The 15,387-nt window shown below is 71.4% G+C and carries 19 protein-coding genes; 8 read left to right on the top strand and 11 right to left on the bottom strand.

The genetic code is table 11. From position 1 onward, the window contains the following. Window positions 1–22: 22 nt before the first annotated feature. Window positions 23–904 carry an MBL fold metallo-hydrolase gene (locus ACGF0J_RS08250; RefSeq protein ID WP_393143275.1) on the bottom strand — a complete coding sequence of 294 codons (882 nt, stop codon included), beginning with the start codon at window positions 902–904 and terminating at the stop codon, window positions 23–25. A gap of 107 nt (window positions 905–1,011) precedes the next feature. On the opposite strand from ACGF0J_RS08250, the gene ACGF0J_RS08245 reads away from it, so the two are divergent. After that, on the top strand, window positions 1,012–1,470 hold the full coding sequence (locus ACGF0J_RS08245; protein ID WP_393143273.1) for a MarR family winged helix-turn-helix transcriptional regulator: 459 nt from the start codon (window positions 1,012–1,014) through the stop codon (window positions 1,468–1,470). Between the two features lie 49 nt (window positions 1,471–1,519). Here the strand turns inward: ACGF0J_RS08245 and ACGF0J_RS08240 are convergent, their stop codons facing one another. From ACGF0J_RS08240 to ACGF0J_RS08225, 4 genes are all read right to left on the bottom strand, one after another. Next, window positions 1,520–2,542: a zinc-dependent alcohol dehydrogenase family protein gene (locus ACGF0J_RS08240; RefSeq protein WP_393143271.1), complete on the bottom strand. Its 1,023-nt coding sequence runs from the start codon at window positions 2,540–2,542 to the stop codon at window positions 1,520–1,522. A gap of 230 nt (window positions 2,543–2,772) precedes the next feature. Then, window positions 2,773–3,156, bottom strand: a complete 384-nt coding sequence (locus ACGF0J_RS08235; protein ID WP_393143269.1) for a VOC family protein — start codon at window positions 3,154–3,156, stop codon at window positions 2,773–2,775. Beyond that, entirely contained in the window at window positions 3,143–3,532 is a 390-nt protein-coding gene (locus ACGF0J_RS08230) for an ArsR/SmtB family transcription factor (RefSeq protein WP_393143267.1), read from the bottom strand. The genes ACGF0J_RS08235 and ACGF0J_RS08230 overlap by 14 nt, the downstream gene beginning before the upstream one ends. Further along, the gene (locus ACGF0J_RS08225) at window positions 3,519–3,986 is read right to left on the bottom strand and encodes an SRPBCC domain-containing protein (RefSeq protein ID WP_393143265.1); all 468 of its coding nucleotides are present in this window, start codon (window positions 3,984–3,986) and stop codon (window positions 3,519–3,521) included. The genes ACGF0J_RS08230 and ACGF0J_RS08225 overlap by 14 nt, the downstream gene beginning before the upstream one ends. Window positions 3,987–4,303: 317 nt before the next feature. Here ACGF0J_RS08225 and ACGF0J_RS08220 point away from each other — a divergent pair, with 317 nt between their 5' ends. The 7 genes from ACGF0J_RS08220 (at window position 4,304) to ACGF0J_RS08190 (ending at window position 9,317) form a co-directional block, all read left to right on the top strand. Further along, on the top strand, window positions 4,304–5,980 hold the full coding sequence (locus ACGF0J_RS08220; RefSeq protein WP_393143261.1) for a protein kinase: 1,677 nt from the start codon (window positions 4,304–4,306) through the stop codon (window positions 5,978–5,980). Window positions 5,981–6,138: 158 nt separating this feature from the next. Beyond that, window positions 6,139–6,474: an ArsR/SmtB family transcription factor gene (locus ACGF0J_RS08215; RefSeq protein WP_393143259.1), complete on the top strand. Its 336-nt coding sequence runs from the start codon at window positions 6,139–6,141 to the stop codon at window positions 6,472–6,474. A 12-nt stretch (window positions 6,475–6,486) separates the two neighbouring features. After that, window positions 6,487–7,173, top strand: a complete 687-nt coding sequence (locus ACGF0J_RS08210; RefSeq protein WP_393143256.1) for a GNAT family N-acetyltransferase — start codon at window positions 6,487–6,489, stop codon at window positions 7,171–7,173. Between the two features lie 37 nt (window positions 7,174–7,210). Then, window positions 7,211–7,345, top strand: a complete 135-nt coding sequence (locus ACGF0J_RS08205; protein ID WP_393143254.1) for a hypothetical protein — start codon at window positions 7,211–7,213, stop codon at window positions 7,343–7,345. Window positions 7,346–7,433: 88 nt separating this feature from the next. Continuing rightward, window positions 7,434–7,814, top strand: a complete 381-nt coding sequence (locus ACGF0J_RS08200) for an ArsR/SmtB family transcription factor (protein WP_393143252.1) — start codon at window positions 7,434–7,436, stop codon at window positions 7,812–7,814. Beyond that, window positions 7,811–8,902, top strand: a complete 1,092-nt coding sequence (gene arsB, locus ACGF0J_RS08195; RefSeq protein WP_393143250.1) for an ACR3 family arsenite efflux transporter — start codon at window positions 7,811–7,813, stop codon at window positions 8,900–8,902. The genes ACGF0J_RS08200 and arsB overlap by 4 nt, the downstream gene beginning before the upstream one ends. Then, entirely contained in the window at window positions 8,895–9,317 is a 423-nt protein-coding gene (locus ACGF0J_RS08190; RefSeq protein WP_393143248.1) for an arsenate reductase ArsC, read from the top strand. The genes arsB and ACGF0J_RS08190 overlap by 8 nt, the downstream gene beginning before the upstream one ends. A gap of 76 nt (window positions 9,318–9,393) precedes the next feature. Here ACGF0J_RS08190 and ACGF0J_RS08185 read toward each other — a convergent pair whose 3' ends face one another. The 6 genes from ACGF0J_RS08185 to ACGF0J_RS08160 all read right to left on the bottom strand — a co-directional run bounded on the left by ACGF0J_RS08185 (window position 9,394) and on the right by ACGF0J_RS08160 (window position 15,372). Then, window positions 9,394–10,707, bottom strand: coding sequence for a M28 family metallopeptidase (locus ACGF0J_RS08185; RefSeq protein WP_393143246.1), 1,314 nt, complete (start codon window positions 10,705–10,707; stop codon window positions 9,394–9,396). Then, the gene (locus tag ACGF0J_RS08180) at window positions 10,704–10,979 is read right to left on the bottom strand and encodes a hypothetical protein (RefSeq protein ID WP_393143244.1); all 276 of its coding nucleotides are present in this window, start codon (window positions 10,977–10,979) and stop codon (window positions 10,704–10,706) included. The genes ACGF0J_RS08185 and ACGF0J_RS08180 overlap by 4 nt, the downstream gene beginning before the upstream one ends. Window positions 10,980–11,139: 160 nt before the next feature. Next, a complete protein-coding gene (locus tag ACGF0J_RS08175) occupies window positions 11,140–12,198 on the bottom strand; it encodes an ArsO family NAD(P)H-dependent flavin-containing monooxygenase (RefSeq protein ID WP_393143242.1) in 1,059 nt (352 codons plus the stop codon). Further along, the gene (locus tag ACGF0J_RS08170; RefSeq protein WP_393143240.1) at window positions 12,195–12,581 is read right to left on the bottom strand and encodes a metalloregulator ArsR/SmtB family transcription factor; all 387 of its coding nucleotides are present in this window, start codon (window positions 12,579–12,581) and stop codon (window positions 12,195–12,197) included. Before ACGF0J_RS08170 ends, ACGF0J_RS08175 begins: the two co-directional genes overlap by 4 nt. 32 nt (window positions 12,582–12,613) lie before the next feature. Next, window positions 12,614–13,849, bottom strand: a complete 1,236-nt coding sequence (locus ACGF0J_RS08165; RefSeq protein ID WP_393143238.1) for an MFS transporter — start codon at window positions 13,847–13,849, stop codon at window positions 12,614–12,616. A 107-nt stretch (window positions 13,850–13,956) separates the two neighbouring features. Next, complete coding sequence (locus ACGF0J_RS08160) at window positions 13,957–15,372, bottom strand: FAD-dependent oxidoreductase (RefSeq protein WP_393143236.1); 1,416 nt, start codon at window positions 15,370–15,372, stop codon at window positions 13,957–13,959. Window positions 15,373–15,387 lie beyond the last annotated feature (15 nt).

The following is a 15,387-nucleotide window of genomic DNA, read 5'->3' as shown; positions in this document are numbered from 1 at the left end:
ATTCACTGCCGGGCATTCACCGTCAGGCGTCGAGGGGACGCCAGGCGGGGCCTGAGCCGTCCCGCCTGACCTGGCCGAACACCGCGTCGGCGAAGTGGATCCCGAAGCCGATCGTGTCGGGCTCCGCCAGCTCGGCGACGAGCCGGCGACGGTGCTCGGCAGCCTGGACCGGGTCGTGGTCGACGGCCGCGGACCATTCGGGGTGGTCTACCTGGACCGGTGAGTGCAGGGCGTCGCCGAAGGCGATCAGCCGTCGGCCGCCGGAGGCGATGACGTACTCGGCGTGTCCGGGCGTGTGGCCGGCGGTGATCCGGATCCGCACGCCGGGGAAGATCTCCTGCCCGTCCGTCACCGTACGGACGCGCGGGGCCAGCACGTCCACGGGTACGCCGTGCGCCTCCAGCAGGTCGCGCCGGTCCCATTCCGGCTCGGCCACCAGGTGGTCGGCGTGGGCGAGAGCGGGCAGGTCACCGCCCGGGGCGGGATGCCAGGCCCAGCCGAGGTGGTCGGGGTGAAGGTGGGTGAAGGCCACCGCCTCGATCTCTTCCGGCCTGCGGCCGAGCTGGGCCAGGCTGTCCAGGAACACGCCGCCGTGGATGGCGCCGCGCGGGGTTCCCGGGTCCGGCGGCAGCGACTCCGGCCCGAATCCCGCGTCGATCAACAGCGCGCGGTCGCCGTGCTCCACCAGCAGGCCGCCGATGCTCGCCACCAGGTGGTCGGAGGAGTCCAGGTACTGCGGGCGGGCGGCCCAGAACTCGTCGGTGGTGGCCGGGAGCCAACCGCGCGGCGGGAGCCGCACGTCCCCGTCCGGCACGTAGGACACCTTCGTGTCGCCGAGGCGCAGCGAGCGGATCCCCGCCGGCCGCCGCAGCCGCTCGTCCTGGTCGATCGCGATGTTCACCATGTCTGCTCTCTCCTTCTGCGTCAGACATGCCGTCACGGTAAACATCAAGCTCGAACTATGCAAGCTAAAAATATTCTTGCTTGAATAGACTTGCTACAATGGCACGCATGACGCATCCCGAGCCGCACGCCATCGCCGAGCGAGAGCTGTGCGGCCTGGTGAACGGGCTGGCCCAGCGGATCACCGATCACGTGCGCGAACGCGCCGTCACCCTGGGCCTCACCGCGGCGCAGGCGACCGCCCTCCGGGAGATGACCGGGCCGATGACCATGCGCGACCTCGCCGAACGCATGAGCTGCGAGCCCTCCAACGCCACCTTCATCGTCGACAAGCTCGAGAAGCAGGGACTCATCGAGCGCCGCGCACACCCCACCGACCGACGCGCCAAGCAACTCGTCCTCACCGGCGAGGGCAGCGCGCTCCGCGACCGGCTCCTCGACCTCCTCATCCAGAACTCACCGCTGGCCGGCCTCAGCACCGACCAGCAGCGCGTCCTGCAGAGCCTGCTCGAACAGGCCCTGACCCGCCCCCGGGCCGGCGACCCACGATCACCGGCGCGCGGCTGAGCACTCCGCTCGCCATCCCCGTCCCCCGCACCGAGAGTTCGCGGCGGGGTCACACGCGCAGCAGGGCCTTGATGGCGCGGCGCTCGTCCATGGCCTGGTAGGCCTCGGCGGCCTGCTCCAGCGGCAGCGCGAGGTCGAACACCTTGCCGGGGTCGATCTTCCGGTCCCAGATCAGCTCGATCAGCTCGGGCAGGAACCGGCGCACCGGGGCCGGGCCGCCGAACAGGCTGACCTGGGCGAAGAAGAGCTCCTCCCCGCTGAGCGCGACGTCGTGGTTGACGCCCACGAAGCCGACGTGACCGCCGGGACGCGCCGAGCGGATGGCCTGCTGCATCGACTCCTGGGTGCCGACCGCCTCGACGATCGAATGGGCACCCAGCCCGCCGGTCAGGTCCTTGACCCGGGCCACACCGTCGTCCCCACGCTCGGTCACGACGTCGGTGGCGCCGAACTCCCGCGCGAGCTTCTGGCGCGGTTCGTGGCGGCTCATGGCGATGATCCGTTCGGCGCCGAGCTGCTTGGCGGCCAGCACCGCCAGCAAGCCGACCGCGCCGTCGCCGACGACCGCGACCGTCCTGCCCGGGCCGGCCTGGGCGGCCACCGCGCCGAACCAGCCGGTGCCCAGCACGTCGGAGGCGGCCAGGAGGCTGGGGATCAGCTCCGCTTCGGGGATGTCCGGAGTGGCCACGAGCGTCCCGTCGGCGTGCGGGATCCGGGCCCGTTCCGCCTGGGTGCCCACCTCGTTCATGAAGACGCGATGGACGCAGGAGGAGGGGTAGCCGGAGCGGCAGATCTCGCAGGTGCCGTCGGAGGCGACGAACGACCCGACGACGAACTGGCCGGGCTTGACGTTCCGGACCTCGCTGCCGACCTCCTCGACGATCCCGACGTACTCGTGCCCCATCGGCGTCGGCCGGCCGACGGGGTCGACGCCGCGGAAGGGCCACAGGTCAGAGCCGCAGACACAGGCCGCCGACAGCCGGATGACGGCATCCGTCGGGGCGGTGATCTCCGAGTCGGCGACCTCCTCCACCCGGACATCGCCGGGGGCGTGCAGCACCACACCACGCATGTCGTTCACTCCCTTGAGCGTGTCGTCCGGCACCTGGCTGGTTACCTGTCCAAAAAAACGCTGGTCAGACAAGGAGTGGCACCAGCTCCGGGCAGTGGCGGCTGACGTGGGAGATCGCCGAGGGCTACGGCGGCAACGACCATCCGGCCGGGTGCGAGATCCTCAGAAGCCCGGCGATGACCTGACGGTGCCGCCCGGCTCGCGCTCCATGCCTCATCGCGGCATCGGGATCAGCCGGACTCCGCGAGCAGATGTACGACACCGGCCGGGTTCTTGATCCAGTGGGTTCGGGACTCCTGGTTCTCCAGGGGCTCCACTTCGTCACACGGGTGGATACCGATGTCGGCCAGTTTGCTCGCCGCCGCGTCCAGGTCATCGGTGTGGAGCTGCAGCCACAGGTCGGGCTGGCTGTAGTTGTCGACGCAGTCGAGCCACAGCGTGTTGGGACCGAACCGCACCGAATGAGTTCTCGAGACGGTCGGAGCGTAGGAGACGTCGTCCTCCTCGACGGCGAAGCCCAAGGTGTCGCGGTAGAAGGCCACGGTGGCCTCGTACTGTGCCTTGGGGATCTTCATGGCGATGTTCAGACCGGCCGTGAATTCAGGCTCGCTCATGGTCGCGTGACTCCTTGGTTCGTGTCCGTGGCTGGTTCGGGTCAGCGGCATCCAGCGCGCGTTCCAGCCCGGCCAGCCGGTCATCCCACCTGTTGGCGAGCCTGGCCAGCCACACCTGGGCTGTGCGGACGGCGGCCGGTTCCAGCCGGTAGGGCTGGCGGCGGCCGGCCGGTTCGCCGGGGCGGATCAGCCCCGCTTCGGCGAGCTGGCCGAGATGCTTGGCGACCGCCTGGCGGCTGATCGGCAACCGCCGGGCCAGGTCGGTGACGGTTGCGGGCCCGGCGCGGGCGAGTTCCTCCAGCAGTGCCCGCCGCGTGGGGTCGATCAGCGCCGTGAACACCGCGACGGCCTGCCCATCTGCATCAGGCGGCCGCATCGAGGTAGCTCTCCAGGTGGCCGAGCTCCATGTCCCATCCCTGGCTGTTGGCCTTGTGGGCGGCCTGGGCCGTGTCGTCGTCGGCCCGGGTGAAGCCGTTCTCCACGAGCCGCAGCCGGGTGCCGTCCGGTACCTGCTCCAGGGTGAAGTCCACCAGCGTCTGAGGTGCGTCATCCCCCGGCAGGCCCGCGATGCCCCACCTGAACGCGAAACGGCGTGGTGGGTCGACCACCGCGATCGTGGCGACGGACTCCTCGTCGAGGTCGTCCCACCGGAAGTACGCTCGCCCGCCAGGCCGCAGATCTATCTCCGCTACCGAGCCGAACCACCGCGAGAGCCCTTCCGCGGTGGTCAGCGCGGCCCACACCCGGTCGATGGGGTGCCGCAGCGTCACCACGCGTTCGATCGCGTCCACCACCATGCCCACCCTTTCTCGCAACCTGTAGGTTGCCATCTATCGGCAACCTACAGGTTGCGATTATCGCCCGCAAGCCCCGGCCCGGAGAGCGCCCTCCTTCGCATCCGCGCCTGAACAGCTGCCCGAAGGGGTCGTTCCGGCCGGAGACCGAGCCGCCGCGTCCGGGCAGGCCGGTGAGGATCTCGTTGGTCTCGGCCATGGGGCCGAACTTGGTCAGGGTGGACACCGACCCACTTCCAACCACCCGCAGCGGCGAGGGCTGCGTGGTTCCAGACGCCAGGACTCCTTCAGGAAGCGCACCTTTTGAGATCATCAATACCAACCGGCAAGGAACTCAACACGGAAGCGGTGTCATGGCCAGCCCCCTACGCGACGGCGACGCACCTCAAATGGGCCCCTATCGGCTGCACGCACGGCTCGGCGGGGGCGGGATGGGCCAGGTGTTCCTGGGCCGTTCGCCGGGCGGGCGGCTGGTGGCCGTCAAGGTGGTACGCCCCGAACTGGCCGACGACGCGGACTTCCGGCGCCGCTTCGCTTCCGAGGTGGAGGCCGCCCGCAAGGTCGGCGGGTTCTACACCGCCCAGGTCGTGGACGCCGACACCGACGCCGCCCAGCCGTGGCTGGCCACCGCCTACATCCCCGGCCTCTCCCTGCACCAGGCCGTCGACGAGCACGGGCCGCTCCCGCTGGAGTCGGTCGCGGTGCTGGGGTCCGGCCTGGCCGAAGGGCTCGCCGCCGTGCACGCCTGCGAGGTGGTGCACCGCGACCTCAAACCCGCCAACGTCATCCTCGCCGAGGACGGGCCCCGCCTGATCGACTTCGGCATCGCCCGCGCCCTGGACGCCACCAGCCACACCCAGACCTCCACCGTGCTGGGCACCGCCGCGTTCATGTCCCCCGAACAGGCCATGGCCCAGGAGATCGGGCCGCCCTCGGACGTGTTCTCGCTCGGCTGCGTGCTCGCCTTCGCCTCAACCGGCCGCAGCCCGTTCGGAACGGGGCCCGTCCACGCGGTCGTCTTCCGCGTGGTGCACGCCGACCCCGACCTGCACGGCGTGCCCGCCCCGCTGGCCGCACTGGTGACGGCCTGCCTGGCCAAGGACCCCGCCGCCCGGCCCAGCCTGGAGCAGGTGCTGACCCACCTCACCGCGCTCGCTTCGCCCGACCAGGGACGGTGGCTGCCTGAGGCGCTCACCCAGGTCATCACCGAGCACCGGACCCTGGCGCTGACCGCCCTTCACGACCCAGCCACCGCGACCGACGGTGGCGGCCCCCGCACGACGGCGCCACCACCGCCCGGCCACGCGGGTCAGGCGCGGGCATCCCAGCCCCTGTTGGTCAACGAACGCCGCCATCTGCGCGGCGGCGAGCCCCTGCACCCTGCCACCGGCTACCAGATCGCCGCCTATGTGCTGCTGGCCCTCTTCACCTTGGTCTCCGTGAGCACAGCGGTCTACCAGCTCGATGTCGCCGACGACGCAGGACGGTGGTACGAGCTGGATACCTACGACGAGATCGAGACGGTCAGCACAATCATGTGGGTGGCCCAGGTCGTCTCCGGCCTGGGCTTGACGGCGTGCTGGCTGCTCTGGTTCCTCCGGGTACGAGTCGTCGCCGAACGGCTCGCGCCCGGCCGGCTGCGCTACCGCCCCTCCATGGCCGTGTACGGCTGGTTCATCCCGATCGGCAACCTGTGGCTGCCCAAGCAGATCGCCGACGACATCTGGCACGCCTCCAGCCCCCCTGGACGCAGCGGCACGACAGCCCCGGCCGGTCTCCTGCACACATGGTGGGCCCTGTGGCTGGTCACTTTCCTGAGCTGGCCCCTCTTCTGGATCGAGTGGACGACACTCCTCACCACACAGTACGAACGCCGGACGGACGACGACACGCTTGGCCAGATGTACGAGTTCACGCCAGGCGCCTGGGCCAACCTGGCCCTGCACCTGCTGGTCGTGCCGACGGCGATCGTCACCGCCTGGCTTGTGCGGCGGCTCGGCTCCATGCAGGCGGCCAAGCTCAACAGCTGACCACCGAGCGCCGGCACGGCAGAAGGTTGTCCTGGTCGCCGCGCCGCCGTGATCGCTCAGGTACGTGACATTGGATCATTCACGTACATGGAGCCTTCCGTGAGAAGGGAATCACCGGGCTTCCGCTTTGCTGGTTAATCGAATATCGTCGATGGACGATGAATGAGAACACGGGGCCCTTGCCGCGCGCGGAGGCCGAAGAGTACGCGAGCTGGTTCAAGGCCCTGGCCGACGCCACCCGCATCCAGATCGTGTCGCTGCTGGCCCGGCGGCGCGCGCCGATGAGCGTGGGCGAGATCGTGACCGCGTCCGGGGTGGGCCAGTCCACCGTCTCGCACCACCTGAAGATCCTGGCCGAGGTGCGGTTCGTCCTGGTCGAGAAGCAGGGCACCTCCAGCCTGTACCGGATCAACGAGAACTGCGTGCGCTGCTTCCCGACCGCCGCCGACGTGGTCATGGGCAACCCCGTACCAGCCGCACCCACCTGCGAATGAAGGAGCCTGGTCATGGCGCACGATGAGATCATCGACCGCTACTCCACCCGGGCCCGCGCCGCGGACGCCGGCCGGACGGTCACCGACTGCGGGCAGGACGCCTTCGCACAGGGCGGTTTCGGCGACGCCGAGCAGGCCGGCGCGGACGTCGTCGCCGCGCACTCGGCCGTCGCCCAGGCCGTCAAGCCCGCCATCGGGCCCGGCCTGGAGATCCGGCCGATGCGCGAAAGCGACGCCGCCGAGGTGCTGGCCATCTATCAGGCCGGGCTGGACACCGGCCAGGCCGGCTTCGAGACCACCGCGCCCAGTTGGGAGGGGTTCACCGCGAGCCGGTTGCCGCATCTGCGGTACGTCGCCGTGGATGGCGACTCCGGGGAGGTGCTCGGCTGGGTGGCGGCTTCGGCGGTGTCGTCCCGTCCGGTGTACGCGGGCGTGGTCGAGCACAGCATCTACGTCCATCCCGGCTGCCAGGCCCACGGCATCGGCCGCGCGCTGCTGTCGGCGTTCATCGCCGCCGCCGAGGACGCCGGCGTGTGGACGATCCAGTCGGGCGTCTTCCCCGAGAATGCCGCCAGCCTGTCCCTGCACCAGGCGCTCGGTTTCCGGGTGGTGGGCACCCGCGAGCGCATCGGCCGGCACCACGACGTCTGGCGTGACGTGATGCTGATCGAACGCCGCAGCGCTGCGGTCGGCGCCTGAAAGACCGCGAGCCGATCAATCCGGCTGTGTCGTCGAGATGATGCGCGAGCGCGGCATCGATACCACCGGCGAGTTCCCCACGCCGTGGGCCAGCGAGATCGTCCAGGCCGCCGACGTGGTGGTCACCATGGGCTGCGGCGACGCCTGCCCGGTCGGCGTCCCGGCCGGCTGAGAGCAGGCTCACGTATCCAGCAGGTAGAGACGCATGTCAATATAGACGTGCACCTATTTCGATGGATGTCTATACGAAAGGGCAGTGGATGGAACTGCTGGAGATCTTGGAGTGCAGCCCGCCGCTGACCCGTGAGCCGCTGGACGCCGAGCAGGCGGCCGGGGTGGCGCGCGTGTTCAAGGCGCTGGGCGACCCCGTACGGCTGCGCATCCTGTCGATCGTGGCCAGCCGCGCCGGCGGCGAGGTGTGCGTGTGCGACATCACCAACGCGTTCGAGCTGTCCCAGCCGACCATCAGCCACCACCTCAAGGTGCTCAAGGAGGTCGGGCTGCTGACCTCCGAGCGGCGGGCTTCCTGGGTGTACTACCGGCTGATGCCCGAGACGCTGGGAGAGCTGTCGGCACTGCTGACCCCGCCCACCAGCGGGCCCACCAGCGTGACGGCCGCTGCAGCGGCGGTGTCGCGATGATGTCGGCTCAACCGGGACAGGTCACCGGGCCGCCAGCCGGGGTGATCGGCGCTCTGTCGGTGCTGGATCGGTTCCTGCCGGTGTGGATCATCGCGGCCATGGGCGCAGGGCTGCTGCTCGGGCGGCTGGTGCCCGGCCTGGATGCCGCGCTGGACGCCGTCAAGATCGGCGAGATCTCGCTGCCGATCGCGCTCGGCCTGCTGCTGATGATGTACCCGGTGCTGGCCAAGGTCCGCTACGACAGGCTCGGCACCGTCACCGGCGACCGCCGCCTGCTGATCTCCTCGCTGCTGCTCAACTGGGTGCTCGGCCCGGCCCTGATGTTCGCCCTGGCCTGGATCTTCCTGCCCGACCTGCCCGAGTACCGCACCGGCCTGATCATCGTCGGGCTGGCCCGGTGCATCGCCATGGTGCTCATCTGGAACGACCTGGCCTGCGGCAATCGGGAGGCCGCCGCAGTGCTGGTCGCGCTCAACTCCATCTTCCAGGTGGTCGCCTTTGGCGCTCTGGGCTGGTTCTACCTGCAGGTGCTGCCCGGCTGGCTCGGCCTGTCCCAGGCCGCGCTCGACGTCTCGGCCTGGGACATCGCCTTCTACGTGCTCGTCTTCCTCGGCATCCCGCTCGCCGCCGGCTATGCCTCGCGCAAGCTCGGAGAGCGTGCCAAGGGCAGAGCCTGGTACGAGCAGCGCTTCCTGCCGCGCATCGGCCCGATCGCCCTGTACGGGCTGCTGTTCACCATCGTCATCCTGTTCGCCCTGCAAGGCCACACCATCACCTCCCAGCCCGGCGACGTGGCCCGCATCGCACTGCCGCTGCTGGCCTACTTCGCCCTCATGTGGGGCGGCGGCTTCCTGACCGGCAAGGCGATCGGCCTGCCGTACGACAAGACGACCACGCTCGCCTTCACCGCCGCCGGCAACAACTTCGAGCTGGCCATCGCCGTGGCGGTCGGCGTCTTCGGCGTCACCTCCGGCCAGGCCCTGGCCGGCGTGGTCGGCCCGCTCATCGAGGTCCCCGTCCTGGTCGCCCTGGTCTACGTCAGCCTGGCCGGCCGCCGCCTGTTCAGCAAGGAGCCCGTACGTGCCTGACAAGCCCAGCATCCTGTTCGTCTGCGTGCACAACGCCGGCCGCTCCCAGATGGCCGCCGCATGGCTCGCCCACCTGGCCGGGGATCGCGTCGAGGTCCGCTCCGCCGGGTCGGCCCCGGCCGATCAGGTCAACCCCGTCGCCGTCGAGGCGATGCGCGAGGTCGGCATCGACATCGCCGCGGCCCAGCCGAAGATCCTCACGGGTGACGCCGTCCAGGCATCCGACGTGGTGATCACCATGGGCTGCGGTGACGCCTGCCCGATCTTCCCCGGCAAGCGGTACGAGGATTGGAAGCTCGACGACCCGGCAGGACAGGGCATCGATGCCGTCCGCCTGATCCGGGACGACATCCGGTCGCGCGTGGAGAAGCTGCTCAGCGAGTTGCCGCCTGGCCGGCCTGCCTCCACGGACTGACGGCGCCGGCCGCTGCCCGATCATCTGCCACCGGTACCTGAGCGGCGCCTGACCGGATGGCGCCCTCATGAGGGGATCAGGACGGCCGCCGGGAAGTCAGCAGCCACACGGTGGCCATCAGTAGCCGGGCCGCTGCCACCAGGGTGTCCGCCTGGACGCGGTCGGGGGTTTCGGCGGGGGTCTGGTAGCCGGGCATGCCCATACCGATGCCGATCGCGGCCAGGCCGGCGGCGGCGTAGCGACGGTTGTCGGAGGCCATGGCGCCGGCCCGCAAGGGCACGCCGGTCAGGCGGGCGGCCTGGTCCAAGGTGGCGAGCAGCGCGTGGGCGGGGCCGCCCGCTTCGACGGCGGCGGCCTGGTGCAGCTGCGCGGCACCGTCGAGGTTGATCACGAGCGTGTCCGGCGGCAGGGCGGGGGCGTGGTGAGCCGAGCCCCACGCGCCCGCCTCTTCCGCGTCCAGGAAGGCCACCGTCAGCTCCAGCGCCCCGGGCGGCGGAGCGGCGGTCAGCACGCGGGCGGCCTCCAGGACCGCGGCCACTCCGGAGGCGTTGTCCGCGGCCGCGGGCAGGCGCCGGTCGGGATCGTCGCCCACGCCGTCGTAGTGCGCGCTCAGCAACACCCGCAGCCCCGCGTTCACGCCGACGGGCCCGTCGCCGTGACCGGCGCTACCTTGGTGGCCGTCGGTCTCCTTGCAGGGAAAACGGGCGTAGACGTTGCAACCGCGGGTGGCGACCTGCCGCAACGGCATCGAGCCGGTCACCTGGACCGGGCCACCGTGCAGCGCTTCGGCCAGGTGCCCGTGGACCTCAGGACGCACGGCGATGATGGGCACCACGCGGGCAGGCGGCCCGGCGATCATCTTGGGCATCCAGCCGTCGGTGTCGGTGCCGCGTACGGTCAGCACTCCGGCCGCGCCGTGCGCCTCGGCCAGCTCACACGCTCGCCCCCAGGTGGTGGCGTCGGCCAGCACCCATCGGCCGCGCAGGCCGGTCTCCGAGCCTGTCCCGGAGTCCGTCTCGGGGCCCGTGGTCAGCAGGGCGGTGCGCGGGTGTGGCAGTTCGGCGGAGGCCAGGTGCTCGACGAAGTCGCGGCGGTGCTCCAGGTGCTGTGTCTGCCCGGCGCCGCGCCATGCGAGCACGGGCGTCGCGTACAGCTCGCGCACCCCTGCCACGTCGAACTCCGATAGCTGCACCTGGGCGCCCAGATCGCCGAGTCGCGCGGCGAGCCAGGAGGCGGCGGCGCGGCCGCCGGGCGAGCCCACGCGCCGCCCGGCGTAACGGTCACCGGCCAGCTCGCGCACCGCGGCGTGCATGCGGGTGGCCGACACTGCCTCCACCAGGGCGGCCAGCTCAGCCGCGCCCTGACCGAGCCCAGCTGCTGTGCTGGTCATCCGCAGCACCCCTGAACACCGGCCTGAGATCCGGCCTGAGATCCGACCGGAGCCGGGGCCTGGCCGCAGCAACCGCTCTGGGCGGCCAGGCTCGCGGCGGCCTGGCTGCCGCAGCAGACCGTCGCCGCAGCGGCCGGCTCGGTGACCGCCTGCTCGGCGACGCCGGACGGCTCGCCAACGGAGGAAGGGGAGCCGCAGCAGCCTCCGGCGGCGGGCGGAGCGAAGGCCTCGTCCAGGTCGCCGAGGAAGCCGCCGCTGGTCTGGTTCGTCATCGTGGTCTCCCTGTCGAGCAGGGTGGATCGCCCACCCCCGCCCAAAGAATTAGATGGATGTCTAAGCAGTTGCCACGATCTCACGCTGTTTCGATATCTGTCAAGATAGATGAGCATCTAATTAATAGATGGCCGGTTGGCACGCGCGACGCGAAGCTCACTACAGCTGGGCGGTGATCTCGGCGACCGACTGCCGGGCTGTACGGCCCGCGCCAATGAGGGTGGCCGAGGCCGGGCCGGTCCAATCGCCGTAGCCGAGCAGGTGCAGGCGGGGCTCACCGACCGCCTGGGTGCCGCGGGTGAGGATGAGTCCGTCCGGGCCGCGCAGGCGCAACGGGGCCAGGTGGCCCAGGGCGGGCCGGAAGCCGGTGCACCACAGGATCACGTCGCAGGCCAGGGTGCTGCCGTCGGCCCAGGCGACACCGCGCAGAGTGATGCGGGTGAACATGGGCTCGGCCTTGAGCACGCCCCGGTCGCGAGCCTCGCGCACGGGCGGGACGGCGACGATGTCGCCCAGGTCGGCGATGCCTTCGGCCTGCTCGCCCGCCTGGGCGGCGCGGTGGCGGCGGGTGGCCAGGTCGAACAAGGCGCGTCCATCGACCTCGTCCGGCAGCAGCCGTGGCGGTCGCTGGGTCACCCAGGTGACCTCGGCGACGGCGGTCAGCTCGGCCAGCAGCTGGGCGGCGGAGTTGCCGCCGCCGACGACGACCACGCGCTTGCCGCGCAATGGTTCGGGGCCTCGGTAGCCGGCGGTGTGCAGGTGCTCGCCGCCGAAGTCGCGCAGGCCGGGATAGTACGGGATGTAAGGGCGCCACCAGGTGCCGGTCGCGCTGACCACCGCCTTCGCCTGCCAAGTGCCGTGGCCGGTCTCGACCAGGAGATGGCCGTCACCGCGCCGCACTGCGTGCACGGTCACCGGGCGCAGCACCGGCAGCTCGTAGCGGCGTTCATAGTCGGCCAGGTAGGTGACGACCTCGGCGGCGCTCGGGTAGCCGCCGACGGGCGGGATGGGCATCATGCGGCCGGGCAGCGAGCTGTACTGGGCCGGGGAGAACAGGCGCAGGCTGTCCCAGGCGTGCCGCCAGGCGCCGCCGGCGCTGTTCTGGGCGTCGAGGATGACGAAGTCGGCCTTCGCGCGGCGCAGGTAGTAGCCGGCGGCCAGGCCCGCCTGCCCGCCGCCGATCACCAAGACGTCGACGGGTCGGGAGACGGCCGTCATGCCGGAAGCAGCTCCAGCTCTGTACGTCCCGCCGCAGGCTGGGGGACGGACTCGGTGAGAGGGGTGAACAGGGCGCCGAGCCGGTTCACCGCCTCGGGGATGATGCGGTAGTAAACCCAGGTGCCGCGCCGCTCCCCGTCGATCAGCCCGGCCGTGCGCAGCACCTTGAGGTGGTGAGAGATGGTGGGCGCGGTCAGGTCGAAGGCGTCGGTCAGGTCGCACACGCACGCCTCGCCGCCGGCGTGAGAGCCGATCATGGAAAGCAGGCGCAGCCGGACCGGGTCGGCGACCGCCTTGAGCATGACGGCGAGTTCGGCGGCGGTGTCCTCGGCCAGTGGTTCGCGGGCGATCGGGGCGCAGCACTGGCCGGTGGGGACGGTCATGACAACCCCTCCTGATTAGAAGTCTGTCGAAATTATAGGCGGTGGTAGGTCACCAGCGCGAACGCGGCAATCGCGCAGACGGCGGCCACCGCCCCCATCACCCACCCGTAACCCGCGGCCTGGGCGAGGGCGAGGGCGCCGAGCGGGGCCAGCGCCTTGTCCGCGACGGAGAAGACCGCGATGCGGCCGGCCAGCGAGGCATAGGCGGCGATGCCGTAGCGGCCGACCAGCAGGTGCGGCAGGGTGATCGAGGCGATGCCGAACCCGAGCCCGAACAGCAGCACCGCGCCGATCGCGCCCGCCACCGTGCGGCCGATCAGCGGCAGCAGCAGAGCGGCCACGCCTTGCAGGGCGAAGATGGCGGCGGCGATGAGGGCGGCGGGCAGCCGGGTCTGCAGGCCGGTGGTGATCAGCCGGCCGGTCACCGACAGCACGCCCAACAGCCCGGCCAGCGTGGCGGCCAGCACCGGCGGATGGCCGAGGTGGATCAGGTAGGTGATGAGCAGGACCGCCACGGTGGCGACCGCGCCGCCGCTGGCGGTGAAGGCGATCACCAGCAGCCAGAACGGCCGAGCGCGGGTGGCCGCCTTGACGATGGCGGCCCGCTCCTGCGCCGCGGCCGACGCCTGCTTCCTCGCTGTACGGGCGCGGCGCAGCACGAGGGCGTGCAGCGGGATTGCCGCCAGGCCGTAGATCAGGGCCAGGATCACCAAGGCCGTACGCCAGCCGCACCGGTCCACCAGCAGGCCGCTCAGCGGCAGGAAGATCGAGGAGGCGAACCCGGCCACGATGGTCAGCGCCAACAGCCCGTTCGCCCGGCCGCGCTCGTTGCCGGCGTTGAGGGAGACGATGACGGCGAACGCCGCCTCGTACAGCACCAGGGAGCAGGCGACGCCGACGAGCGCGAACACCGCGTACAGCTGCGGCAAGCTCTCCACGCGTGACCAGGCGAGCACGGCCGTGGTGCCGAGCAGTGACCCGGTGGTCATCAGGGCGCGCCCGCCGCGGGCATCCAGCAGGCGGCCGACCATCGGCGCGCACAACGCGGCGATCAGGACGGACAAGGTGAGCGCCGCGGCGATCTGCGCGTGGGTGGCGTGCAGGTCGCGGGCCATGGGGGCGAGGAAGACGGAGAAGGCGTAGTAGAGCACGCCGTAGCCGATGGTCTGGGTGACGGCCAGCGCGGCGACGACCCGCCGGCGATGTCCGGAGCGTGGCGGACCGCCGCCCTGCTGGTCGAGGGCGGCGGTCTCGGTGGGGGAAGTCATGCCGGACAGGCGATCAGCTCGCGACCCTCGGCCGTGGTCGCAGATGAGGCGCAGCGCCTCCCTCTGAGCGGCAGTCGGGTAGCCGTCGGACATCAGGGGTGCTCCTTTCAGCCGCAGCAGCCGCCGCCGGATTCGGCGTTCGCGCCGACGGTGGCCGGCGGGAGGGGCGTGGACAGCAGGCCGCCGCTGATGCCGGTGGCCAGGCCGACCCGCTGTTCCTGGGCCTCGGCCAGGCCGGAGGAGCACACGCCGGTCTCGGGCAGGTCGAGCTGCACGTCCCGGGCCGCCTCCCAGTCCCCGGCCAGCGCCGCCACGACCGAGCGGACCTGCTCATACCCGGTGGCCATGAGGAACGTCGGCGCGCGGCCGTAGCTCTTGACGCCGACCGCGTAGTAGCCGGGCTCGGGATGCGCCAGCTCATCCACCCCGTGAGCGGGGACGGTGCCGCAGGAGTGCTGGTTGGGGTCGATCAGCGGGGCCAGGGCGCGGGTGGAGCCGAGCACCGGGTCCAGGTCCAGCCGGAGCTCGGAGGCGATGGAGTGGTCGGGGCGGTAGCCGGTGGCCGACACGATCCGGTCCACGGTGACGCTCTGCTCGCGGCCGGACGGGTCGCGGCTGACCACCTCGACGCCCTGGCCGGTGGCGTGGACGCGGTGGGTGAAGAAGCCGGTCAGCAGCTGGATGCGGCCGGAGGTGACGTGGGCGCGCAGCCGGGTGCCGAGCGCGCCGCGGGCCGGGAGCGCGTCGGCCTCGCCGCCGCCGTAGGTGCGGGTGGCGTTGCCGGCGCGGATGGCCCAGGTGATCGGGGTGTCGTCCAGTTCGGCCAGCGCGAGCAGCGTGGTGGCGGCCGAGTGGCCGGCGCCGACGACCAGCACCCGCTTGCCCTCGTAGCGATCACGGTCCGCGCCGAGCACGTCCGGCAGGGCGTGGTCGACGAACACCTCGTGCTCGCCGTGGGCCGGCAGGCCGTTCGCGCCGAGTACGTTCGGGCTGGTGTAGGTGCCGGAGGCGTCGATGATCGCGCGGGCGGTGAGGTCGGTGCCGTCGGCCAGGCGGATCAGGAACGGGGCGTCGTCGCGGCCGGCGGTACGGACCCGGTCGTGGCCGAGGCGGCTGATCGCGGTCACCTTCGCGCCGAGCCGTACCTTGTCGCCGAACAGCTTGGCCAGCGGTGCGAGGTAGTCGTCGATGAGCTCGGCGCCGGTCGGCAGCCAGTCGGGGTCGGGGGCGCTCCAGCCGTCGGCCTCCAGGAGGCGGCGGGCGGCGGCGTCGATGTTGTACCGGTACGGGCTGAACACCCGCACGTGGCCCCACCGGGCCACCGAGGCGGCGACGCGGTCGCCGGCTTCGAGGATGGTGAAGTCGATGTCGCGCTCGACCAGGTGGGCGGCAGCGGCCAGGCCGACCGGGCCGGAGCCGATCACGACGACGGGCAGGTTGCCCGGCTGCCCCGGGGTGGCCTGCTGAGGGGTGGCGAACTGCTCGATCTCGACGGCAACGGTGCCGCAGCAACGGTCACTCATGACGGCTCTCCAGAC

The sequence above is a fragment of the Nonomuraea sp. NPDC047897 genome (assembly GCF_043204415.1).
Lineage (GTDB): Bacteria > Actinomycetota > Actinomycetes > Streptosporangiales > Streptosporangiaceae > Nonomuraea.
This window is presented reverse-complemented; position numbering and strand designations above follow the sequence as displayed.